This window comes from Vibrio sp. SCSIO 43153 (assembly GCF_023716625.1).
In the GTDB taxonomy this organism is placed as follows: Bacteria; Pseudomonadota; Gammaproteobacteria; order Enterobacterales; family Vibrionaceae; genus Vibrio; species Vibrio rotiferianus.
This window is the reverse complement of the sequence record NZ_CP071855.1, coordinates 74321-98271: the sequence shown is the minus strand read 5'-3', so window position 1 is coordinate 98271 and position 23951 is coordinate 74321. Positions and strand designations below refer to the sequence as shown.

Genomic DNA, 23951 nt, shown 5'->3' with positions numbered 1-23951 from the left:
CAATTATCTGGATCGACATAATGATAACTAAGAATCTACCCCTAACAGATTTGCACCGTCACCTCGATGGTAATATCCGCACTCAAACGATTCTCGAACTTGGCCAAAAGTTCGGTGTAGCGCTTCCGGCATACGATATTGAGTCTCTTACACCACACGTTCAAATTGTCGAAGCAGAACCATCTCTTGTAGCTTTCCTTTCTAAGCTAGACTGGGGTGTGGCGGTATTGGGCGATCTAGATGCATGTCGCCGTGTTGCCTACGAAAACGTAGAAGACGCACTTAACGCACAAATTGATTACGCTGAACTTCGCTTCTCGCCTTACTACATGGCAATGAAACACAAACTACCAGTAGCTGGCGTAGTTGAAGCCGTCGTTGATGGTGTGCAAGCGGGCATGCGTGACTTCGGTATTAAGGCAAACCTAATCGGTATCATGAGCCGTACTTTTGGTACAGATGCTTGTCAACAGGAACTGGAAGGTATCCTAAGCCAAAAAGATCACATCGTAGCTGTAGACCTTGCTGGTGATGAACTTGGTCAACCTGGCGATCGTTTTGTTTCTCACTTTAAACAAGTGCGTGATGCTGGTCTAAACGTCACTATTCACGCAGGTGAAGCAGCAGGCGCGGAAAGCATGTGGCAAGCAATTCAAGAGCTTGGTGCAACGCGTATCGGTCATGGCGTTAAAGCAATCCAAGATCCTAAATTGATGGACTACCTTGCAGAAAACCGCATTGGTATTGAATCGTGCCTAACATCAAACTTCCAAACCAGTACGGTTGAGTCACTAGCAAATCACCCTCTGAAGCAATTCCTAGATCACGGTGTGCTAGCGTGTCTAAACACGGACGATCCTGCGGTTGAAGGTATTGAGCTACCTTACGAGTACGAAGTGGCAGCACCAGCAGCAGGTCTAACCCAAGAGCAAATTCGCCAGGCGCAAATCAATGGCCTAGACATCGCTTTCCTATCAGATGCAGAAAAAACTGAACTGAAAGAAAAAGTGAAAGATCGCGTTTAATTGCCGCAAAAACATAAAAAAATGCCAGCATCTGCTGGCATTTTTTGTATCCGGAATCTGTAAGAGATTAAATCACGCGAGAGAATTGCTGCTGGCGTGCCTTCGCGCGCAAGTACTTATCGAAACACATACAGATGTTACGAATCAATAGACGGCCACGAAGAGTTACGCGAATTTCGTTGTCATCCACTTCCACCAGCTCATCATTGATAAAAGTTTGTAGCAACTCTAAATCTTCTTTGAAGTATTGCTCGAACTTCACGCCAAATTCAGACTCAATCGCTGTCTTATCTAGCTTGAAGTTACAGATAAGCTGTTTGATGACTTCACGACGTAGTAAATCGTCGGCATCCAAAGACACCCCTTTCCACAGCGCATGACGCAGGTCATTCACTTGCGCGTAGTATTTCTTCAACTCTTTTTGGTTTTGCGCATACGCATCACCAACCATTGAAATCGCCGAAACACCAAAGCCTACCAAGTCGCATTCGCCTTGTGTGGTGTAGCCTTGGAAATTACGATGCAAAATGCCTTCACGTTGAGCGACAGCCAGTTCGTCATCCGGCTTAGCAAAGTGATCCATACCGATGAACTGGTAACCTGCACCCGTTAGCGTTGCGATGGTGTCTTGCAGAATCGCCATCTTCTCTTCTGCTTTAGGTAGGTCTTCGTCTTTAATCTTGCGTTGTGCAGCAAATAGTTGAGGCATGTGCGCGTAGTTAAACACGGACAAACGACCCGGCTGCATTTCTAGCACTTGCTCTAATGTCTTAGCAAAAGACGCCTTAGTTTGCTTAGGTAAACCGTAAATCAAATCAAGGTTAGTAGAGCGGAAGCCAAGTTCTTTCGCACGCGCAACCATAGCAAAGATAAATTCTTCATCTTGTTCACGGTTCACAAGCTGTTGAACTTCTTTGTTGAAGTCCTGCACACCGATGCTCAGGCGATTGAAACCTTCACCACGTAGATGATCCAGCATAGTTAGCTCGATTTCACGTGGGTCGACTTCAATACTAATTTCCGCATCAGCGCTAAATGAGAACTCTTGGCGCAACAAGTTCATCACTCGCGTGATTTGCTTTTCAGATAGGAAAGTTGGCGTACCACCACCAAAGTGCAATTGAGTGACTTTACGCTCCCCCAGCAACGATGCGCGTTGACGGATCTCGTGCTCAAGTACATCTAGGTATTCGTCTGCTTTGTGCGAATGGCGAGTAATGACTTTATTACAGCCACAGTAGTAGCAAAGCTTATGACAGAACGGAATATGAACGTACAGTGATAACGGACGCTCTGGGTACTGAGTGCATGCCATATCGTAGTCCGAAATGGTGAATGCTTCATGAAACTCCAGTGCCGTTGGGTACGAGGTGTAACGCGGACCGGAATAGTTGTACTTATCCAATACCGTTTGGTCCCAGACGATTTGCTGTTTCGATTCAATATGTTGATTCGACATGGTGGTACTTTCCGTTAAATGCTAGGGAGACGAAAGCCGTCACCCGATATTCAGAAACCGTTATTTTGCCATACCATGATGACAACTACGGTAACCACTGGCGGCTTTTTAAGTATAAAACCAAAGAAGTGCTAGCGTGATCACGTACCCCCGTGACGATAAAGAAACCGTTGGGGGTATCAGTTAGATCATCTGAATATTGATTTGGTTATTCAGTGGCTGAACGTTTTTCTGCAACACTTTGAGCTCTTCGATGATCGCGTCTGTTAAGCGCTGTTCTGCTTTGTGACGCGTCAGGTTCTGCTGCATACGCTCTTTCTTCGCAAGTTGCTGACGATCTTCGCCACGCGCCATATCTTTCACAACATGGTAAAGCTCAGAAATCGCAGGATATGTGGCGTCGAAATCGATACGGTCTTCACCTTGAACATAGTCCATGATGTTGTAAACACGGATACTGATTTCAGACAAATCACACTGACCTTGGATTCCCGCCTGACACAGAGTATGCACGTTCTCAAAAATGTTGGCATTACGCTTATCAATCGCCAACTTTTGATGCTTCAGCTGCAATTCCTTTTGCTTTTTCAATTGAAGCAGAAGGTAACCTGCATAAGAAGCCAGCGCGATAATGATCACTGCACCTGCAATCGCTAATAAGGTTACATTCATGAATTACTTATCCTTTGTAGTCGTCGAAGTTGATATCGTCGAAGTCTGCAAGTAAATCGTCATCGTTACGAGAACCTTTCGCTGCTGGTGCAGTGAAGTCTTCCTCTTCTTCCGGCTCTAGTAGACCTAGTTGGTCCATCAGCTTCTCGATGCGATCTAGCTTCTCGTCTACATATTTCTGTAAACCAGTACCTAGGTTCTCACCCGCTTCGATACGATCCAACAACACGTTCAATTGCGCATCGTTTTCTAGCATCTCTAGCTCTTGCTCAGCAGATAGACGACGCTCTTGTTTGGTTTGCTTCTTCGCTGGCTCAACAATCAGAGGAATCTTCTTCTTGCTGCCTAGGCGAGGATCGCGTTTTTGCGCTGCTGCTTGTTTCTTCTGCTCTTCAGCGTCAGAGTTGCGACTACCGGTCTTCAAGCCTTTACGCTTTTTCGCGCGCTTGCGTAGACGGCCTTCTACATCTGATTCTGTACGGTTACGAGTTACAACAAACTCAGGTGCGCCAGAGGCACCCGGCTTTCTTGATTTCTTTTTACGGCTCATTACTGGGTCTTCCTCAGTAAAATTACATCATTACCAATAAATTCGAGTTCGAGCTTATCCCGCTCTGCTAGGAACTGGAACGTGTCACGGCTAAAGAACACCACATGCGTAGGATCGTTCTTATAGTGCCATGTCCGAAAGGCTTCTACGTCGATGACCATTTTCGTCATCAGGCCTATCCAGCCACCTGGCTTAACTAAATTCAACCATTGCTTCCACACCATATCTGGGTGGTAGAGGTGTTCGATCACCTCTGTTGCTGTCATGAAATCATACTGCCTTTCTAGCACCGATGTATCAGGGTGGTAGTAAAGATCGTACAACGCCATGTTGTGCCCCGCTTCTTCTAACATTAAGGAAAGCGTTGGGCCCGGACCACAACCAAAGTCGATTCCGTTCGATTGTGGTGAAATTCGCTCTGCGACTGGGTCAGCAATTCGCGCCAAAAAGCGGCGATATCCCATATCTTCAGGATTGTTCTCATGCAGATCATAGTGAGCTTTTTCAGTTTCCGCATCCAAACGTTGGTCTGGATTGACGAATACCAAACTGCACTGCTCACACTGAAGATACTCGCGTTGCTTGTCTTCAAAAAAGTGGTGAGTGCGCTGATTCTGGCATAAAGGACAGGTGTGCATGCTGACTTCCTCAAACAGGGATGCGAAACATACCAGAAAGTAGACTCAGATTGGAGTGTTGCTGGATACTTTTTCAGCAGTTTTTGTTAAAAAAGTTTTTATCGGAATTGAAGATATAAAAAAAGCGACAGTGAGACTGTCGCTTTCTGAATGCCACCTATAGCGGCGAAACTGTGTTGCACTCATTTGGTGCACCAAGAATCCTTTTGTTTTTCAAGCTTTCCCTGCCAAAAAGTGTTGTTCTTCATCTTCCTGATGAGTTTTGGCTATCCATTCACTTCCTGTCTACTGAGCTACTTCCTGAGCTTGATCCATTTCACTGTCTTAACCGTTAGACGAGATGACCATCCATATCTGATAGGCTCCTTGCCTATCTAAGTCCCTTTTCCGACTACCAAACGTCCTTCGTTTGCGTCCTTGGAGACCTTATATCCATGGTCTAAATTCCTGTGATTCACTCCTTGTGAACAGCTTCTACTTTACAGATTGGATAAAAACCGACAAGTCATGGAAAGAAATTATTGATAGGATTTTCTCTCCCAAAACAAATTACCCAACCTATCAACAAGTTAAAACAAGAAGCGAGAAATCACATCGATCAAGTATGGCGAATGTCTCACAAAGTACCGAGCTAACTACGCTTTTGGAGGGAAGTTCACGAGTGATCAAAATCACGAACAAAAATGCCCCAGCGAAAACGCTAGGGCATATTTGTATAACTGTGCTCGAACTTTGTAGGGGATTTAGTGCAGACCGCCAACGTATTTCGACAGAGTTTCGATATCTTCATCTGTCATTTTTTTCGCGATATCACGCATCATGGCGTTCATATCGTTTTCACGATTACCATCGCGGAATTTGATCAGCTGAGCTTTGATGTAGTCAGCGTGCTGACCAGAAATTTTAGGGAAACCTGAAAGCTCAGTGCCGTTACCACGAGGGCCGTGACATGCAATACATGCGGTTAGACCACGTTCTGCATCACCAGCTGTGTACAGTGTTTTACCTTTAGCCACCACATCTTCTGGTGTTGACTGCTCTGAAATAGGCAGCGAGGCATAGTACGCAGAAAGATCAGCGATATCTGTATCGGTTAATGGCATAGCCATGCCACTCATAACCGGGTCGTAACGACCTTGTTTACCACCGCTTGTCATACCAAGCTTTAGATCTTTCAACTGCTTCTCAAGATACTTAGCGTGCTGACCTGCTAGTTTAGGGTACATTGCGATTGCACTGTTGCCATCTGCTCCATGACAGGCGACACAGGTTTGTGATTTTGCTTTACCAGCTTCAATACTACCTTGGGCCCATACTGAGCAGCTGGCTAAAAGACTCAAAATTAGCGCTAATTTCTTCATGACATTCCATTATAATTATCAAGCTTCCAGTACCACGGAATGTGAACATACCGTGTACACTCATGGTACAATAGGCGACCTTATGCCGAGCACGGTTATTTTACACAATTTCACAAAAAAGTAATCAATCGACTACACAAAGTCGAGATGGAGTTAACAGTGAGCGTAAAAATTCATTACCAAAACACGCATTTCATCACCAGCGCACCCGATATTCGTCACTTACCAGAGGACGAAGGTGTCGAAATTGCGTTTGCAGGACGCTCAAACGCTGGTAAATCGAGTGCACTTAACCGTCTAACTAACCAAAAGAGCTTAGCCAAGACATCAAAGACCCCTGGTCGTACTCAATTGATCAACCTTTTCAAAGTGGAAGAAGGTTGTCACATTGTTGATTTGCCTGGGTACGGTTTTGCTCAAGTTCCTGTTGAGATGAAAAATAAGTGGCAGAAATCACTAGGTGAATACCTACAAAAACGCGAATGCCTGAAAGGCTTAGTGGTTCTGATGGACATTCGCCACCCAATGAAAGATCTCGACCAGCAAATGATCTTCTGGGCTATCGACAGCCGCATCCCTGTTCAAGTTCTTCTGACTAAAGCAGACAAACTGAAAAGCGGTGCTCGCAAACAAACGCTACTAAAAATCCGCAAGCAAGTGGAGACATTTGGTGGTGACGTATCAGTTGACGTGTTCTCTTCACTGAAAGGTCTGGGTGTCGATCAGCTGCGTGCCAAACTGGACACTTGGTTTGCACCTGCATTTGCACACTTGATTGAAGAAGACGAGCAAGATGCTCAAGAGAGCGGCGAAGAATAATTAACAAAATTTGTTAAAATTTTTCGACACAGCCCTGCCTTTTGGTGGGGCTTTTGTTTATCTGCTACCCAAAACTGTGAATTTCAGGCAATAAAAATCCCCACCTTCCTGGCAGGGATAACGGGAGAGAAAAATTGGTAATTATTGTTATGTGGCGAAGCATTACCGAACTAAGATTCGATTTCAATAGGTTAAAAAGCAATCTTATTTCCTGCCTCGAGCCAAATACTCCCACCCCAACCTTACAATAATTTTAATATTCAGATAGTTAAGTCAGATTGAACATCAAAAATGCGTCACTTAGTTTCTTTCAAGAAAAAATAATAGTGTGACTGGTGTAAATTTACAGGATGAATAACGCAATAAATTTGAGGGAAAAATCGAGACTTTGCAGTGACTTAGAAAGGTCAGAAGAGAAGATTTTTGAGGGTTTAATTTAAATTACTGATCAAAAAGAAAAATTTTCTTTCGCCCAATAAAAAACGCCCCAGTCAAAAACTGACTGGGGCGGCTGAATCAGCCTAATCCAATAACGTGAAACAAAAGGTCTGAAAGATAGAACATCTTACCTCTGTACCCTACGAGAGATAATGTACAACAATTGGTCAGATTTGCAAAGAACTTTTGTAGTTTTTTTTCATTAATCTTTTATTAAGCAACAACAATTATCACAATCAAATCGCTTTTTTATTAGCACAAAAAAGCCAGCGTTTGTGCGCTGGCTCATAATAAATCGACCAAATTGGCTTAAAAATGACTAGTGTGCTTGATCCCAGTTATCACCATGACCAGCATCAGCGACTAGAGGCACTTTCAGCTCTGCTGCAGATTCCATCAAATTCTGTACTTTACTTTCAATTTCGGACAAAGACGACTCTTCAACTTCAAACACTAATTCATCGTGCACTTGCATCAGAAGTTTCACACGACCGTTGCCTTCTTCTTGAATCCACTGATCAACCAGTAGCATCGCTTTCTTGATGATATCCGCTGCGGTACCTTGCATTGGTGCGTTGATCGCTGCACGCTCTGCCGCTTTACGGCGCATACCGTTACGCGATTGGATTTCAGGCAGGTGCAGGCGACGACCAAAGATAGTTTCTACATACCCTTGGGCAGAAGCCGCACTGCGCGTGTCTTCCATGTACTGCATCACACCTGGATAGCGCTCAAAGTACTTGTCCATGTACGCTTGTGCTTCGCCACGCGGAATACCTAGCTGCTTCGCTAAACCAAATGCACTCATGCCGTAGATAAGGCCAAAGTTAACCGCTTTTGCGCGACGACGCTGCTCGCTGGAAACGTCTTCAATAGAAACGCCCATGATTTCTGCAGCCGTCGCTGCATGGATATCTTTGCCATGGCGGAATGCATCAAGCAGCGCTTGGTCATCCGATAAGTGCGCCATAATACGCAATTCAATCTGTGAGTAGTCGACAGCCAGAATCTTGTACCCTGTAGGAGCAATAAATGCTTGGCGAATACGGCGACCTTCTTCGTTACGAATTGGGATATTCTGCAAGTTAGGATCGGTCGATGATAGACGACCCGTTGCGGTTACCGCTTGATGATAAGACGTGTGTACACGACCCGTTGATGGATTGATCATCTTCGGCAATTTGTCAGTGTATGTGGATTTTAGCTTCGCCAGACCACGGTACTCCAAAATCAGTTTTGGTAGTGGGTAGTCCAAAGCCAGCTCTTGCAGCACTTCTTCATTGGTAGAAGGCGTACCTGAAGGCGTCTTCTTAATAACTGGTAGACCCATTTTCTCAAATAGGATTGCTTGTAGCTGCTTAGGTGAGTTCATGTTGAACTCTTGTTCCGCAATCTCGTAGGCTTTTTGCTCAAGCTCTTCAAGACGAGCTGCGATTTCTACCGACTGCGCGCCCAACTTCATGTCATCAATCAGTACACCAGTGCGCTCAATACGAGACAACACTGGCACGAGTGGCATTTCAATCTCTTCGTAAACCGTTTTTAGCTTTTCATCTTGATCGATGTTCGCCGATAGACGGTTGTGTAGACGAAGTGTCACGTCCGCATCTTCTGCCGCGTATGGAGAAGCTTCATCAAGCTCAATTTGGTTGAAGGTTAGCTGGTTCTTACCTTTGCCTGCGATTTGTTCGAATGAAATACAGCTGTGCTGCAGGAATCGCAGTGCCAAGCTGTCCATATCGTGTTTACCGCCAACACTGTTGTATACGTAAGATGCCAACATGGTGTCGTGCTTGATGCCTTTCATCTCAATACCGTATCGAGCCAGCACCGACGCGTCGTATTTTAGGTTCTGACCGACTTTAGCTTGAGCCTCATCTTCAAGAATCGGCTTTAGCTGTGCCAATACCCAATCACGATCCAGTTGCTGCGGCGCATCTAGGTAGTCGTGAGCCACTGGTACATAAGCAGCAATGCCTTCATCTGTTGCAAATGACAAACCAACCAAGTTTGCCACCATGTAATCTAGGCTGTCGGTTTCAGTATCAAACGCGAATAACTCCGATGCTTTTAGTTTGTCTAACCAAGCATTGAATGAAGCTTCATCTAGGATGGTTTCGTATTGGCTACGGTCGATTTTTACCGCTGAGGTATCCATATCGGCTTTAGATGAAGCAGAACCACCACGCGCTGCGCCAGTTGATTCATCCGCTTCAACCACGCCTGTGCCGCCTTCTAAGAGCTCATTTAGCCAAGATTTAAACGTCAACTGACCGTACAGTTTGATCAGCTCATCTGTGCTTGGTTCTGCTTTTAGCAATGATTCTGGCGTCTCTTCCAGCTCCACATCAAGCTTGATGGTGGCAAGCTCGTAAGACAGCATGGCATTGTCTTTGTTGTCGACTAGCTTCTTCGCCATGGTTTTCGAACCACGGAAGCCAAGTGCAGCGATATCATCAAGGTTTTCATACAGCTTTGTCAGACCGCCAATGCCTTGTAGCAGAGCCGTTGCGGTTTTGTCACCGACACCCGGAACGCCAGGAATGTTATCAACTTTATCGCCCATCAACGCTAGGTAGTCGATGATCAATTCTGGTGGGATACCAAACTTCTCAACGACACCTTCGCGATCCATCACGACGTTGGTCATGGTGTTGATCAAGGTAACGTTGTCATCCACCAACTGCGCCATATCTTTATCGCCAGTACTGATCAAAACAGGCATGCCTTGCTGCGATGCCTGATAAGCCAGAGTACCGATCACATCATCGGCCTCTACACCAGGAATACAGATTAGAGGCAGACCCATGGCACGAATGACGTTGTGCAGTGGTTCAATCTGGCAACGAAGATCATCCGGCATTGGTGGGCGATTTGCTTTGTATTCCGGGTACATATCGTCACGGAAGGTTTTACCCTTCGCATCGAAAACCACCGCGATACGATCAGAAGCGAACTGGCGCATCATGCTGCGTAACATGTTCACCACACCGTAAACAGCGTTAGTTGGGATTTCACCGTTACTCATCGTGCCAGGGTAAGCGTGAAAAGCGCGATATAGATAAGAAGAGCCGTCGATCAGAATCAACGGATTTTCAGGAATACTTGCCATAATTGTCTGTATCCAAATCAGTACTTAATAGATCTGCTTAGAATGCCATGACTACTGATCCGAATCTATCTTGTTCGCTCGATCCAGCTCTCGTAAATATCCCCGTTTCATACAAACAAAAGCCACCAAGCTGTGGATAACTCTGTTAGTAGAAATTATCCACTGGTTTTCCTCAACTTAAAAAAACTGCAAAATAGCAATTTAAATCATTGTTTTTTAAAAAGATATTTATAAAAAGACGAAAAGATCAACGTTCCTAAAATGATCATGTTATGTGGAAAAGTTAAAAATGATGGCGTCAAATAGAAAAATTAGAAAAGAAAAAGCGACCCATATAGGGTCGCCTAGCAGAAGCGGTAAAGCTATTTCCATTTGTATGGCAGCTTGACCAAGAAGCTATAAATTACACTGGAAGCAATGTGAGCAATGTCGTGTCAAAAAGAATTCGTGCAAGTTCTGGGAAAATGTTTCATTACCTTCTCAACATTCAGTTAATTAGCAATTCAACGTCCTTGTGAACTTTCCTCATTCCCTAAGACAGGTTTAATAATAATGATTCTCATTTAACAGTCAATAGCTAAATGAGAAAAAATCTCATTTATTTTTATAGCGCCTTAATAAAGTGGACTCGAGACTCACGCAAGTTAGGTTTTTCTTCAAATTTTTCAATGATGTAATCATTTCTTAGCAACAAACGGAGCATGGCAGGAAATTGGTTACGTGATTTCACTTTTAAGGTTTTATAGCCCTGCTCAGCGACCCAGTCCTCTTGAGCTTCTAACAACATCTGCGCAACACCCTCATTGCGCGCTTCTGGCGCTACGCCACCGAACCAGCTGTAGAATGAGTGATCATCTAGCTCATAACCAATTTTAAAGCCAAGGATCGCGCCTGCTTTCTCAGCCACTAAGATTAAACTTTTTTTATCTCCAAGGCGCCCTGCCATGGATTCAACCGTCTCACCACGTGCAAACTCAGTAACACGAGCCACCACTTGGATCGCTTCTTCCAGCGTGCCTTCACGAATCAGCATTGTCATTGTCTTACTCTCCAGAAATAAATATACCCAAGTAACTTCAAGCCGTGTGTATTCCGTCTTGAGGGTACTTGGGTATATTCAGACCGACAACAATTGTCGGCCTGGCTTTTCTCATTGAGCGATAATTACTCTTCTGTCGCTTCTTGAGTCTTTACTAGGTGCTCTGCAGCTTGTGCGTTTTCTTCCGCTAACCACTCAGCTACGTCTTTCGCGAAGTAAGTCAGGATGCCATCAGCACCGGCACGTTTGAAACAAAGCAGAGATTCCATCACGGTCTCACGCTCTTTCAACCAACCATTCATGATGGCCGCTTTGTGCATCGCATACTCACCAGAAACTTGGTAAGCGAATGTTGGAACTTGAAGCTCAGTCTTAACACGGCGAACCACATCAAGGTAAGGCATACCAGGCTTAACCATCACCATGTCTGCGCCTTCATTGATGTCGAGTGCTACTTCATGTAGCGCTTCATCGCTGTTTGCAGGATCCATTTGGTAGTTTTTCTTGTTGCCACCTTTTAGGTTCGATGCTGAACCGACCGCATCACGGAATGGACCGTAGTAGTTTGATGCGTACTTCGCAGAGTAAGCCATGATTTGAGTATGGATGTGACCCGCTTCTTCTAGTGCTTCACGGATTTTACCGATACGACCATCCATCATGTCTGATGGTGCAACCACGTCTGCGCCCGCTTCTGCGTGAGACAGCGCTTGTTTTACAAGTACTTCAGTTGTCTCATCATTCATCACGTAGCCATCTTCATCGATGATGCCATCTTGGCCGTGAGTAGTGAACGGGTCGAGTGCCACATCTGTGATCACACCGATTTGAGGCACGTGCTCTTTTAATGCACGTACTGCGCGCTGAACCAAACCTTCTGGGTTGTATGCTTCAGCAGCACATAAGCTTTTAGCGTCTTGGTTTACGACAGGGAAAAGCGCGATTGCTGGTACGCCTAGGTTTGCTAGGTATTGTGCTTCCTCTAGCATTAAATCAATCGACAAACGTTCTACACCCGGCATCGATTCAACACTTTCACGACGATCTTTACCCATCAGAATAAACATTGGGTAAATTAAATCGTTTACTGAAACTTGGTTTTCAGCCATCAGACGACGACTAAAATCGTGCTTACGCATACGACGCATACGGCGCGCAGGGAATGGACCTTGAATTGATACAGACACCACTTTCTCCTTGTCTGGAAGGTTACGATGATCAAATCATCTGGTGGCAAAATCATATCACTCTTGATGCACCTTGCGAGCAGCAATATGGAAAAACGGCATGAAAAAAACCGAAAATGACCCCGCACTCACACTCAAGTATACTTCTCACTAATTCCATACACCGATGAACCATAGAGACCAACCATGATCGATACTCACGCTCATATTTACGCTAGCGAATTTGATAACGACCGCGACGAGGTAGTGAAGCGCGCTTTAGAACAAGGCATTGATAGAATCCTGCTGCCGAACATCGATCTTGAGTCTATTGAGCCAATGCTAAAAACTGAAGCAGCTTATCCTGAGGTTTGTCGTTCTATGATGGGTCTGCATCCGTGTTACGTCGATGGCAATGTCGAGCAAACTCTGGAAATCATCCGCGGCTGGTTTGAAAAGCATAACTTCATTGCAGTGGGTGAAATCGGTATCGATCTTTACTGGGATAAAACTTTCCGCGCAGAGCAAGAGATGGCGTTTGTGACTCAGTTAAACTGGGCTAAAGAGATGGATTTACCTATCGTTATCCATACACGTGACTCTATTGAAGAAACACTGACCTTACTTCGTCAAGAACAAGACGGTCGCTTACGTGGTGTATTCCATTGTTTTGGCGGCAGCGTAGAAGAAGCACAAGCGATCAACGAGCTTGGGTTCCACTTAGGTCTGGGTGGCGTATCTACGTTTAAAAATGGTGGTATGGATAAGGTCATCCCGCATCTGGATATGGACTGGGTAATTCTAGAAACAGACTGCCCGTACCTAGCGCCTGTACCACATCGTGGTAAACGTAACGAGCCGGCTTATACTTCGTTGGTGGCAGCACGCGTAGCGGAATTGCTTGAAGTGCCAATCGAGGAAGTGGATCGCATCACCACTAATAATGCAGAAAAGTTGTTTGCTCTATCATAAGGCCATCTTTAGATAATCATATTGAAGCGGCAAACCGTTGACCGCTTCAAACAACCGACCAAGCCTAGTAGTTCTTCACATAATCATACAGTTGGGTCGTTCTCGATTTAATTACGCTCGCTTTGTAATGGAATCGCGATAACCTTGAGGAAGTACCAAGGTTTTCTTGTACCCAATTAACATCAATAAACTCAAATTCTGCATCGCGATATTTAATCCACTGACGTTGTGATTGCTTTAAGTTATCAAATTCTTTTGAAGGTATTTTTTCTCTAGCCAAACCATAGGCGTTGTTCAATTCTGAATCCAGAAAATCCATATAGTTAGAGTATTTTGCCAACACATCAACACCTGTTGAATCTATTGCATTCAACTGACTCTCGTATTGACTCACAACTTCCAAATACCGTTGGGTATAATCAACAGCATCAGGGTTATCGATTGCAAAGCTAGAACTGGAAAAAAAGACAAAACAATAAGTCAGGATATATGTCATAAATTTCTTACCAACCACGATAAACTCCTAAAGATATCAATAGATTCATTAACTTACTGTCCTTGTTATTCACAGGATACTAATTCACTCCACTACTTAAGTCTGTAAATGCTATGAGCGTTTATAACTACCTAATAGTTTTTCGACGGCCTTCTACATTATGGGGTTTTCTATTGCATAACATTGTCAGCACTAACGCCTCCGTACTCCTTCTTCCAATACGAAAAACCCTGCTAAAAGCAGGGCTCTATATTCGATTAATGAAAGGCGCAGGCCTATAACCTCAAGCTTACTCTTCCACTTCTTCTTGTTCGTCGTCTTTACGTGTGTAGAAACGCGCGAAGAACAAACCCACCTCAAACAGCAAACACATCGGAATTGCGAGTAGGGTTTGCGAGATCATATCCGGCGGCGTTAATAGCATGCCGACAATAAACGCACACACAATAATGTATGGGCGCTTCTCTTTCAGATCTTGTGGTGTGGTTGCGCCAGTCCAACATAGCAAGATAATCGCTACAGGCACTTCAAACGCAATACCAAACGCCATAAACAGCGCCAGTACAAAGTCGAGGTAACTCGAGATGTCGGTTGCGAACTCTACCCCACCAAGAGAGATAGCAGTAAAGAAGCCAAACACCAGCGGGAATACCACGAAGTAGGCAAACGCCACGCCGCAATAGAACAACAGTGAGCTCGAGAACAGCAGTGGCATGATCAATCGACGTTCATGCTTGTACAAGCCCGGTGCAACAAATGCCCACACTTGGTACAAGATAAACGGCACCGCAATAAACACCGAAGCAATCAAGGTTAGCTTCAAAGGCGTGAAAAACGGTGAAGCCACATCAGTTGCGATCATCGTTGCACCTTCAGGTAGGCGTTCTACCAAAGGCGCTGAAACAAACTCATAAATGTGGTTAGAGAAATAAATTAGTCCAACAAACACCACCAATACTGCAGCAATGGCTTTGAGCAGTCGGTTGCGAAGTTCTAATAAATGACTAATTAAAGGTTGTGTCTGCTCGACGGTAGACATGGCAAACCTCTTTTTTAAAACCTGATCAAAAAGGAGCTACCAATCACTAGTAGCTCCTCCTAATGAGACTATTCGGCTTTCTTATCTGCCGCTGTAACCTTAATCTCTTCCGCTTTCTCAACGGTTTCAGTCGCAGGTGCCTCTTGTTTAGGCTCCGCTTCTGATTTGGTTGGTTCCGCGTAAGGGCGGTTAACAGATTGCGCCGCTTTTTTCAACTCTTCGACCGAAGATTTCAGCTCAGGAGACAGATCATCCATCCCCATTTGCTCAGCTTTGCGCAAGTTTTCTTGCAGTTCTTGAACTTTCAGCTCGTGTGACAACTCGTCTTTGACGCTATTTGCCATACTCTTCGCTGCTCCGACAAAACGAGAGACACTGCGGATGGCATGTGGCAAACGCTCTGGACCAAGAACAACCAGACCAACAACAGATATTAATACCAGTTCCCAAAAACCGATATCAAACACGTTTTACGCCTGCTCTTTGTCTTTTTTCGATTCAGGAGCTGCTTCTTTCTTTTGCTGCTCTTCTAGACTTTTTGGCTCGAAGTCTGCGTCTTTGTCGTCTTTCTTCGCAGGCTCATCTTCGCTCATTGCTTTTTTGAAGCCCTTAACGGCACCACCCAGATCGCCACCGATACCGCGTAGTTTCTTAGTTCCGAATAGCAATACAACAATTACAGCAATGATTAGAAGTTGCCAAACACTGATACCACCCATTCTTTTTACCTCGGGTCTTTAAACAAAATTATTTCAAGAGTTTAACGTCTATCGACGATAAGCTCGCCAACTAAGCAACCAAAATGTGACCCCTGCGATACCGCTAGCGATCGATAGTTGCTCATAAGCGTTATCCACCAATATTGCCGAGCATACGACTAAAGTGGCTCCAACGCCAAATAAAAACTTTCCTGTCGCCTGCTGACGCTTGCTGTGACGGTAGCCTTGATAAAGCTGATCCATGCGTTGATTCATGGCTTTACCTTGTTTAAGGCTATCGTAAAGCAGCTCCGGCAGTTCCGGTAACTTCTCTGCCCAAAACGGCGCTCGGTCTTTAATGGCATTCACTAAAGCCTGCGGACCGACTTGGTTCATCATCCATTCTTCAAGGAAAGGTTTCGCGGTCTCCCACAAATCTAGTTGCGGGTATAACTGGCGACCCAGTCCTTCGACGTACAACAGCGTTTTTTGTAGCAATACAAGCTGCGGCTGCACTTCCATATTGAACCGACGCGCAGTGTTGAACAGGTTCAACAGTACGTGACCGAAAGAGATTTCACACAGTGGTTTAGCAAAGATTGGCTCACACACAATGCGAATCGCAAATTCAAATTCATCGACATTGGTATCGGCAGGTACCCACCCCGAATCAACGTGCAATTCCGCTACGCGGCGGTAGTCACGATTGAAGAAAGCGAGGAAGTTTTCCGCCAGATATCGTTTGTCTTCACTATTAAGTGTACCAACGATCCCGCAATCCAGCCCAATCCACATTGGATTCTCTGGATGCTCCGGCTTAACAAACACGTTGCCTGGGTGCATGTCGGCATGGAAAAAGCTATCTCGGAACACCTGAGTGAAGAACACACTCACACCGCGTTCCGCGAGCAGTTTCATATTGGTGCCATTCGCTTCCAAGCCTTCAATATCAGAGACTTGGATGCCATATATTCGCTCAGAAACCATGACAGTTTCATTACTAAAGTCAGGAAAAACTTCTGGTACGTAAAGCTCTTCACTGCCTTCGAAGTTGCGACGCAGTTGAATCGCGTTCGCCGCTTCACGACGCAAATCGAGTTCATCAAGTAAGGTTTTTTCGTACTCGCGAACCACTTCAACTGGTTTCAAACGACGTGCTTCAGGCATCGCTCCGGCGACTATACGCGCCATTCGGTGCATCAGTTTTAGATCTGAATCAATCACCGGACGAATATCTGGACGGATGACCTTTAATACCACTTCTTGGTTAGTGTCTTTTAAGCGCGCGGTATGCACCTGAGCAATCGACGCAGACGCTAACGGTTTAATATCAAATTCAGTAAACCAGTTTTCTAATGGTCCGCCCAAAGCGAGTTCCATTTGTTCTTTTGCTAACTGCCCATCAAATGGTGCAACTTGGTCTTGCAAAAGCGCAAGAGGATCAGCGATATGCGGAGGGAAAAGGTCACGGCGGGTCGACATCATCTGACCAAACTTAATCCAAACCGGACCAAGTTCTTGCAGAGCGAGGCGAAGACGCTCACCTAACGGTTTATCTGGGTGCTTGTTCTTAATCCAGAATAGGCTTTTGCGCATCAAAAGCGGTGCTTTGGTCAGTTGATGATCAGGCAACAACTCATCCAAGCCGTATTCCAGCTGAACTTTAATGATTTGGTATAAGCGCTTTATTTCTGCTGGCGTCATGAGTTCTCCAGCGCAGACTTATCCGAGTCGAATTTGTTTAGTAGTGCGTTTAGGCGCGCTTCAAAGCGAGAAGCTTGGCTGCGAACGTCATCCACTTGGTCACAGAAGTGGGCGATTTCCAGCGGTGCTGGTGCCAATTTCCACTCTTCTGTTACCACTTGAGCAAGATGGCGTTGGTGTTTTTCTGCTTGAGAAGCAAAGAAGCCACCGACGTTTTTGGTGCCTTGCACAAAAGTATGCGCCACAACATCACCCGTCACGCGAGACAGCCATTCTTCGATATCAGGTTTGCAATCCACCATTAATTGAGAGAATTTCTGTGCCAATTGAATGTCACCTTCAAGCTCAAGTTTGTCTTGCTTGATAAGGCGGGTGATCTTGGCTTGATCGCGCAGCTCAGGCAGGACGCTTAGATTCAGCGACAGATAACAATCTGGCTGACCTTCGTAGTTGCCCAAAACATCGATTTGCTGGCTGAAGATGAACGTCAATGTCTTATTGATTTCTTTCAGATGAATTTGAATCACCTGACCTTTAAGACGTGACAAACGACGACCCAATTCAGGATCGTCTTTAATCAGCGTATTTAGCGTCGTTTCAATAACGGCAGTGATAAGAGGTTCAAATGGCATACCGCTTATCCTTAGAATTTGTAGCCGCGGTGCAGCGCCACAATACCACCCGTTAGGTTGTAGTATTTGGTGTTTTCGAAGCCTGCTTCTTTCATCATGCCTTCCAGCGTATCTTGATCTGGGTGCATGCGGATAGATTCTGCTAGGTAACGGTAGCTGTCTGCGTCATTTGCCACTAGCTCACCCATTTTAGGCAATAGGTGGAAAGAGTACGCGTCGTACACTTTTGATAGCGGCTCTAGAATTGGTTTTGAGAACTCAAGCACCAACAGACGACCACCTGGCTTCAACACTCGGAACATAGAGCGCAGTGCTTTGTCTTTATCAGTTACGTTACGTAGACAGAAGCTGATAGTGATCACGTCAAAGTAATCATCTGGAAAAGGCAGTTCTTCTGCATTCGCTTGCACGTAATGCACGTTACCTACAATGCCGTTGTCGCGTAGCTTGTCACGACCTACATTCAGCATTGAGTTGTTGATGTCCGCTAGGATTACGTGGCCTTGATCGCCTACAATGCGCGAGAATTTCGCCGTCAGGTCGCCAGTACCACCACCTAGGTCAAGAACACGTTGACCTGGACGAGCGCCACTGCAATCAATAGTAAAACGCTTCCAAAGGCGGTGAACACCACCTGACATCAGGTCATTCATGATGTCGTATTTCGCTGCCACTGAGTGAAAAACTTCGGCAACTTTGGTCACTTTTTCGTCTTTTGCCACTGTAGTAAAACCAAAGTGGGTAGTGTCATTTTCTAACGCTGTATTTGATTGCACGCTTGTGTCCGTCATTCTGATTCCTCTTGGGCAGCACTTTCTCACTTCGGGGCGGTTGCTGACAAATATAGTCGCCCACTGTACTGCGGGCGATTAGTTTACTTTATCCTCAGCCGGATGTCTTTCTACTAAAGAAGCATTTTCCGAAAATGACTCACTCTGCGCTAACTGGGCAAGATCAGGAGAAATAGGACGTTTCACCTCAACGCCGAGTTGCTTAAAGCTTTCCGCCTGACGGATCACGTTGCCGCGCCCTGTCGCCAACTTATTCATCGCGCCTTGGTACGTTTGGTTGGCTTTGTCTAATGCGCCGCCAAGCCCTTCCATATCGTCTACAAACAAGCGCAGTTTGTCATACAGCTTCGCAGCGCGTTCAGCGATCAGTTGGGCGTTTTCGTTTTGGCGCTCGTTACGCCACAAGTTATCTATCGTACGTAGCGCCACCAGCAAAGTGGTAGGACTGACCAAAATAATGTTTTGCTCCATCGCATCTTTAACCAAGCTCGGGTCAGCTTGAATTGCAACTTGGAATGCAGGTTCCACCGGAATAAACATCAGCACGTAGTCTAAGCTCTGAATGCCTTTTAACTGGTGGTAATCTTTAAGGCTCAAACCTTTGATGTGCGCGCGCAGCGCGGCTAAGTGATCGCTCAGCGCCTGGTCACGTTGAACGTCGTTCTCTGCGTTGAAGTAGCGCTCGTATGCCACCAGCGCCATTTTCGAATCGACCACCACTTGCTTGTTTTGCGGTAAGTGAACAATCACATCCGGTTGATAGCGTTTGCCCGCTTCGTTTTGCAAGCTCACCTGAGTTTGATACTCATGCCCTTCACGCAAACCAGACTCCGCCAAGACACGAGCCAGAACCACTTCACCCCAGTTGCCCTGCTGTTTGTTGTCACCTTTCAGCGCTTGAGTCAGATTGACCGCTTCTCGGGTCATGTGCTCGTTCAAGCGCTGTAGGTTTTTAAGTTCGTGTACTAAGGTATGACGCTCTTTGGCTTCTTGGCTAAAGCTGTCGTTGACTTGCTTTTTGAACCCTTCTAACTGCTCTTTTAGTGGAGACAGTAAGCCTTCCAAACTTTGGCGGTTTTGCATGTCGACTTTGGCGGTTTTCTCTTCGAATAGTTGATTCGCTAAGTGTTCAAATTGCTGCTTCAAACGCACTTCTGCTTGCTCAAGAATCTGCAGCTTTTCTGCATTGGCTTGGTTGATTTGCTCGTGGCGCGCTTGCTGCTCACCAAGCTGGGTTTCAAGACGTGATTTGTGCTCTCGCATCTGCCCTAGCTCATCAAAATACTGCTGGCGCTCTTGTTTTACTGCTTCGAAATAGCGCAACTTTTCCATCGCCGCCATCAATTTACCATGGGTTTGGCGCACCTCGAATGCTGCTTTATCGCGTTCATCATCGAGTTCATCTAGTTCTTGCTGCGCCTCAGCAAGGCTTTGCTTCACTTGCTCAAGTTGTTGTTGATGAAGTTGTTTTTCAGAAAAGATCTGTTGTTCAAGTAGCTGGGTTTGCGTGGCAAAACGTTGTTTGACCCACCAACCCACTGCAATGCCGCTAATAGTCGCGGTAAAAAGAGAAGACAAAATGAGAGATTGATGCTCAAGAATCCATTGCATAATAGCGAGTTAGCCTGTGTTTTTTATCTTTAACAATGGTATTTACATACTGGATAAATGTCCAGTTTGTTGGATGAAAAATCCTCGCATACACTAGGTGCTCCGTACAACATACTCACACCAGCTCAAACCAACAACAATGAGCGGTACTTCATCACACAGAGGCATCATGAACGAGCGTCGCGCCCTAGGATTTGGGCTATCAGCGGTATTACTTTGGTCAACAGTAGCAACCGCATTTAAATTGACTTTAGCGGAATTCACACCAATTCAGATGCTGACCATGGCGAGTATTGTCTCAGCCATCGCACTCATCATGGTGTGTGGTGTGCAGGGTAAGCTCAATCAGCTCAGCTCGACGTTTCTTTCTAATTCTTGGTACTACTTACTGCTCGGTTTAATTAACCCACTGGCCTACTACCTGATTTTGTTCAAGGCCTATGATTTGCTACCCGCCTCCCAAGCACAGGCGATCAACTACAGTTGGGCGATCACCTTGACTTTAATGGCGGCGGTTTTCTTAGGCCAAAAAATCCGAGGTAAAGACTGGATCGCATGCTGTTTTAGTTATTTGGGAGTCATCGTGATTGCCACCAAAGGTAATGTGTTAGGGATGGATTTTGAAAGTCCGCTTGGTGTCGGGCTAGCTCTGCTCTCGACTCTGCTTTGGGCAAGTTACTGGATTCTCAATACCAAAAACAAAGCCGATCCTGTAATTGGCGTACTCCTTGGCTTTTTGGTTGCCATCCCATTTGCGATTGGCTTGAGTATCTACGAAGGTGCAGACTGGGGCCAAATTACCGCGAAAGGCTGGGCGGCAGTAACCTACGTGGGTCTGTTTGAAATGGGGGTCACCTTCGTACTTTGGTTATCAGCACTGAAGCTAACCGAAAACACAGCTCGCATTAGCAACCTGATTTTCGCTTCACCATTCATCTCGCTCATGCTGCTTGCGACCATCATTGGTGAAGAGATTCACCCATCCACTTTGATTGGCTTAGTGCTGATCATCAGCGGCTTGGTGATCCAACAAGTAAAATTTGGCAAAAAGCAGCTTTCAGAGCCCCAGCAATAAATAAAGCGAAACTTTACAAAACCAAATGCAATTTCGTTAAAAAGAGAGATAGCTAACAAATTACTCATCTTATCTCTCATTCTTGACTTGGATTTATGGGGGCTTTGGATACGATATAACCAAAGCCCCAAATTAACTACTCATATTGGTGCACGTGGTAGCGCGCCAAACAGGGGCATGTCAGGATAATTAATTTAATATGTTTCGCTTTGCAATTTCACCAGACCAACTTAATACTTGGCAAGCAGCCCTTGAGCAGTGCTGCCAAGCTTATCAAGCCCAAGGTCAGTTATTTACTTTTAGCTACACTCGCCAATGGCAGTTAAGTGAAGTTAAAACCACCACTGGGCACAGTCGCGATATTGCTGTCCAGCTCGCTTCTGCAACAAGCGATTTCCAACCCCCAAGTTTAACTGTAGAAAGTATCAGCTTTGCCAATCAAGTATTAAGCTACTGCCCTATCTGGTTGCCCGATGAAACGCTATTTGCAGCGATTGCTCTTGTTCATGATAACCATAACTGCGCTGAGTTAGAGGGCTGGCTATCTTCACTCGCAGGGCGCATTAGCTTTGATGCGGGCACTTGCTTTCATCGCGAGCAATCAAGACACCTGCACCAAGACACGTCGCTGCTACCAAGCTTGCAAGAGTTTGTTGATTGTCTTGATGATCATACATGGATAAAGAGCATTGATGGCCGCTACTCTTTGACCAATCGCAGTGTGGAACAAGCATGGAACATGACCAGCAATGACATTGTCGGGAAAAACGACTTTGAGTTATTTAGCCAAGCTCGCGCGGAAAAGTTCATCGATACCGACCAGTTGGTGATCGCGACAGGCAGCCAAAACACTGTTGAAGAGTGCTCTTTGATTGATGACAACAATAACCCGACTTGGCTAGAAACCATCAAATCCCCCGTCCGCAACCATGCTGGTGAGCTGATTGGTATTTTGGGTATGACACGCAACGTTACCCGCAGGAAGATGATAGAAACGCAACTTTCTCTCGCTTCAAAGATATTCAATAACTCTCAAGAAGGGATGGTGATCACCGATCGTCGTGCCAATATCTTAGACGTTAACAGCGCATTTACTCATATCACGGGTTACTCAGCCGCAGAAGTGATAGGAAAAAACCCTAATATTCTTCGTTCTGGACATCATGATGACCGATTTTATCAAGAGCTGTGGCATCAACTAGAAACAAAAGGACAATGGAAAGGCGAATTTATCAATCGCAAAAAGGATGGGTGTATCTATCCGCAGTTAGCGACCATCAGTGCAGTAAAAGATGATAAGAATCATCTGATTAATTATATCTGCGTATTTGAAGATATTACCGTTCGCAAAGCGCATGAAGAGAAGCTTCAACGCATGGCATTTTATGATCCGCTCACTAATCTGCCAAATCGTACACACCTAATCACTCTGCTAGAACAACACATTGAAAGCGGACAAAAAAACCAACAGTCTTTTGCTACGCTATTCCTTGATATTGACCACTTCAAGCATATCAATGACAGCTTAGGTCATTTTTGTGGCGACCAATTGCTAACAAAACTTGCGGAAAGACTGCAACATGTCCTTGATCTATCGGCTCATGTAGCTCGAATTGGTGGTGATGAATTCGTGATCATTTTGCCAGAGATCGATGACAATGAGCACCTAATCACGACGATTAAAGACATTCTCACTGTCTTCAAAAAGCCTTTTTCATTGGCAAACCACGAATCACTGAGAGTATCAACCAGCATCGGTATTGCGCTCTACCCTGAAGATGGTCGAGACAGTGAAACCTTACTTAAAAATGCCGATACGGCTATGTACCTTGCTAAGAAGAATGGACGAAATGGTTATGCTTTCTATTCTCCAGAGCTAACCGATAAGTCGGTATCTCACGTCCGCCTACAATCTGCTTTGCACGAAGCCATTGAGAAAGACGAACTGTATCTCGTGTATCAGCCACAATATCAACTCAGTAATAAAAGCCTAATCGGCGTAGAAGCCCTACTACGTTGGAAACATCCAGAACTTGGCCAAGTTTCTCCAGCGGATTTCATCCCGATCGCTGAAAAAACAGGTTTGATTCAAGTGATTGGTCCTTGGGTCATGGAGCAAGCATGCAAACAAGGCCGATACTGGTTAGATAAAGGCATCGCCTTTGGAAAAATGGCGATCAACGTTTCAGCACTTCAACTGCAAAAAAACGGCTTTATTGAGCGATTGAAAGACATTCTCGAACGCACTCAATTTCCCGCAAACTTGTTGGATCTGGAAATTACCGAGAGCTTTTTGTTGAACGACCCGCGACATGCCATTGAGTCGTTAAACCAACTAAGAGAGCTCGGCGTTGAGATTTCACTGGATGACTTTGGTACTGGCTACTCTTCATTGTCATACCTAAAAGGCTTACCTATTACTAAGCTCAAAGTAGACCGTTCATTCGTCTCTGATGTGCCAAGTAATGAAGATAGCAAAGCCATTGTTGATGCCATCATCGCAATGAGCAATAGCTTGTCATTGAAAGTAGTCGCAGAAGGTATTGAAACAGACGAACAAGCAAAATATCTAAAAGAGAAAGGATGTTTGTACGGGCAAGGCTACCGATTTAGCGCTCCAGTACTGCCAGAAAGGCTGTTTCATTAATAAAAAG

Annotated in this window: 22 protein-coding genes; 5 read left to right on the top strand and 17 right to left on the bottom strand. The window is 45.3% G+C overall.

Translation table 11 applies throughout. The annotated features are described in order from the left end of the window. The first annotated feature begins 20 nt into the window (after positions 1–20). Positions 21–1025: an adenosine deaminase gene (add, locus tag J4N37_RS00450; protein ID WP_010444953.1), complete on the top strand. Its 1005-nt coding sequence runs from the start codon at positions 21–23 to the stop codon at positions 1023–1025. 67 nt (positions 1026–1092) lie between these two features. Here add and hemN read toward each other — a convergent pair whose 3' ends face one another. From hemN to J4N37_RS00425, 5 genes are all read right to left on the bottom strand, one after another. Further along, the gene (gene hemN, locus J4N37_RS00445) at positions 1093–2484 is read right to left on the bottom strand and encodes an oxygen-independent coproporphyrinogen III oxidase (RefSeq protein WP_252041432.1); all 1392 of its coding nucleotides are present in this window, start codon (positions 2482–2484) and stop codon (positions 1093–1095) included. A gap of 183 nt (positions 2485–2667) precedes the next feature. Next, positions 2668–3156: a DUF2489 domain-containing protein gene (locus J4N37_RS00440; protein WP_252041430.1), complete on the bottom strand. Its 489-nt coding sequence runs from the start codon at positions 3154–3156 to the stop codon at positions 2668–2670. A 7-nt stretch (positions 3157–3163) separates the two neighbouring features. After that, positions 3164–3706 (bottom strand): Der GTPase-activating protein YihI, encoded by a 543-nt coding sequence (gene yihI / locus J4N37_RS00435; protein WP_010444947.1) that lies wholly within the window; start codon positions 3704–3706, stop codon positions 3164–3166. Beyond that, complete coding sequence (locus tag J4N37_RS00430) at positions 3706–4344, bottom strand: class I SAM-dependent methyltransferase (RefSeq protein WP_038884225.1); 639 nt, start codon at positions 4342–4344, stop codon at positions 3706–3708. Before J4N37_RS00430 ends, yihI begins: the two co-directional genes overlap by 1 nt. 743 nt (positions 4345–5087) lie before the next feature. Next, positions 5088–5705, bottom strand: coding sequence for a c-type cytochrome (locus J4N37_RS00425; RefSeq protein ID WP_010444943.1), 618 nt, complete (start codon positions 5703–5705; stop codon positions 5088–5090). Positions 5706–5864: 159 nt separating this feature from the next. Here J4N37_RS00425 and yihA point away from each other — a divergent pair, with 159 nt between their 5' ends. Beyond that, a complete protein-coding gene (gene yihA / locus J4N37_RS00420; RefSeq protein ID WP_010444941.1) occupies positions 5865–6524 on the top strand; it encodes a ribosome biogenesis GTP-binding protein YihA/YsxC in 660 nt (219 codons plus the stop codon). Positions 6525–7040: 516 nt separating this feature from the next. On the opposite strand, the gene spfP is transcribed toward yihA, so the two are convergent. The 4 genes from spfP to hemB form a co-directional block, all read right to left on the bottom strand. Further along, a complete protein-coding gene (gene spfP, locus J4N37_RS25240; protein ID WP_438356636.1) occupies positions 7041–7088 on the bottom strand; it encodes a small protein SpfP in 48 nt (15 codons plus the stop codon). A gap of 193 nt (positions 7089–7281) precedes the next feature. Next, the gene (gene polA, locus J4N37_RS00415) at positions 7282–10074 is read right to left on the bottom strand and encodes a DNA polymerase I (protein WP_252041428.1); all 2793 of its coding nucleotides are present in this window, start codon (positions 10072–10074) and stop codon (positions 7282–7284) included. 604 nt (positions 10075–10678) lie between these two features. After that, positions 10679–11113: a GNAT family N-acetyltransferase gene (locus tag J4N37_RS00410; RefSeq protein ID WP_171305021.1), complete on the bottom strand. Its 435-nt coding sequence runs from the start codon at positions 11111–11113 to the stop codon at positions 10679–10681. A 125-nt stretch (positions 11114–11238) separates the two neighbouring features. Beyond that, positions 11239–12300: a porphobilinogen synthase gene (gene hemB, locus J4N37_RS00405; protein WP_252041426.1), complete on the bottom strand. Its 1062-nt coding sequence runs from the start codon at positions 12298–12300 to the stop codon at positions 11239–11241. A 186-nt stretch (positions 12301–12486) separates the two neighbouring features. On the opposite strand from hemB, the gene J4N37_RS00400 reads away from it, so the two are divergent. Then, entirely contained in the window at positions 12487–13251 is a 765-nt protein-coding gene (locus tag J4N37_RS00400; protein WP_252041424.1) for a TatD family hydrolase, read from the top strand. 64 nt (positions 13252–13315) lie between these two features. On the opposite strand, the gene J4N37_RS00395 is transcribed toward J4N37_RS00400, so the two are convergent. The 8 genes from J4N37_RS00395 to rmuC all read right to left on the bottom strand — a co-directional run bounded on the left by J4N37_RS00395 (position 13316) and on the right by rmuC (position 20222). Further along, positions 13316–13765, bottom strand: a complete 450-nt coding sequence (locus tag J4N37_RS00395; RefSeq protein ID WP_252041423.1) for a lysozyme inhibitor LprI family protein — start codon at positions 13763–13765, stop codon at positions 13316–13318. A gap of 271 nt (positions 13766–14036) precedes the next feature. Next, positions 14037–14786 carry a twin-arginine translocase subunit TatC gene (gene tatC, locus J4N37_RS00390; protein WP_005429982.1) on the bottom strand — a complete coding sequence of 250 codons (750 nt, stop codon included), beginning with the start codon at positions 14784–14786 and terminating at the stop codon, positions 14037–14039. A 68-nt stretch (positions 14787–14854) separates the two neighbouring features. Next, positions 14855–15253 (bottom strand): Sec-independent protein translocase protein TatB, encoded by a 399-nt coding sequence (gene tatB, locus J4N37_RS00385; RefSeq protein ID WP_005430029.1) that lies wholly within the window; start codon positions 15251–15253, stop codon positions 14855–14857. A gap of 3 nt (positions 15254–15256) precedes the next feature. Next, positions 15257–15505, bottom strand: a complete 249-nt coding sequence (gene tatA / locus J4N37_RS00380; protein WP_005429959.1) for a Sec-independent protein translocase subunit TatA — start codon at positions 15503–15505, stop codon at positions 15257–15259. A 48-nt stretch (positions 15506–15553) separates the two neighbouring features. Next, positions 15554–17188, bottom strand: a complete 1635-nt coding sequence (gene ubiB / locus J4N37_RS00375; protein ID WP_252041422.1) for a ubiquinone biosynthesis regulatory protein kinase UbiB — start codon at positions 17186–17188, stop codon at positions 15554–15556. Beyond that, positions 17185–17820: a ubiquinone biosynthesis accessory factor UbiJ gene (locus J4N37_RS00370; RefSeq protein WP_252041421.1), complete on the bottom strand. Its 636-nt coding sequence runs from the start codon at positions 17818–17820 to the stop codon at positions 17185–17187. Before J4N37_RS00370 ends, ubiB begins: the two co-directional genes overlap by 4 nt. An 11-nt stretch (positions 17821–17831) precedes the next feature. Further along, positions 17832–18611, bottom strand: coding sequence for a bifunctional demethylmenaquinone methyltransferase/2-methoxy-6-polyprenyl-1,4-benzoquinol methylase UbiE (gene ubiE, locus J4N37_RS00365; RefSeq protein ID WP_010444918.1), 780 nt, complete (start codon positions 18609–18611; stop codon positions 17832–17834). A gap of 78 nt (positions 18612–18689) precedes the next feature. Next, positions 18690–20222, bottom strand: a complete 1533-nt coding sequence (gene rmuC, locus J4N37_RS00360; RefSeq protein WP_252041420.1) for a DNA recombination protein RmuC — start codon at positions 20220–20222, stop codon at positions 18690–18692. A 169-nt stretch (positions 20223–20391) separates the two neighbouring features. Between rmuC and J4N37_RS00355 the strand changes: the two genes are divergently transcribed. Continuing rightward, on the top strand, positions 20392–21297 hold the full coding sequence (locus J4N37_RS00355; protein ID WP_252041419.1) for a DMT family transporter: 906 nt from the start codon (positions 20392–20394) through the stop codon (positions 21295–21297). Between the two features lie 199 nt (positions 21298–21496). Further along, complete coding sequence (locus tag J4N37_RS00350) at positions 21497–23944, top strand: sensor domain-containing protein (RefSeq protein WP_045386151.1); 2448 nt, start codon at positions 21497–21499, stop codon at positions 23942–23944. Positions 23945–23951: the final 7 nt, after the last annotated feature.